Annotated in this window: 1 protein-coding gene; it reads right to left on the minus strand. The window is 58.7% G+C overall.

The window, feature by feature from the left end; all coding sequences use genetic code 11:
• Positions 1-59 precede the first annotated feature (59 nt).
• The coding region (locus EN925_RS39490; RefSeq protein ID WP_164894869.1) for a DUF892 family protein at positions 60-385 on the minus strand (326 nt) is incomplete at its 5' end.

Consider the following 385-nt stretch of genomic DNA (forward strand, 5'->3'; position numbering starts at 1 on the left):
CATTGATACCTCCCGTGAGATTCGCGTAGCGACGGGCCAGTCTTCGCCTGGTGGGGCTACTACACGTTTTCGGCCGCCATGTTGACAGCCGATTCAGCGAGTTGTGTCAGCGCCTCGTCGGTCGCTTTTTCCTCTCCAAGCGTCAAATTGAGGAGAGAAACCGCTTCATCGAGCCCGAGTTCGGAGGCCCAGGTCTTCAGTGTGCCATAGCGTGAGATTTCGTAGTGCTCCACAGCCTGGGCCGCAGCCAGCAGGCCGGCGTCCAGGGCAGGTGTGCCCTTATATTCCTCCATGATCTCGGCACCTTCATCGGTGATGCCCACAATAGCCGCACACGTCTTTCCCTGCGGCTTCTTGCCGATCACCTCGAAAACCTGTTCGAGCC

Origin of the sequence: Mesorhizobium sp. M7A.F.Ca.US.006.04.2.1 (assembly GCF_004022915.1) — a bacterium.
Classification (GTDB): domain Bacteria; phylum Pseudomonadota; class Alphaproteobacteria; order Rhizobiales; family Rhizobiaceae; genus Mesorhizobium; species Mesorhizobium ciceri.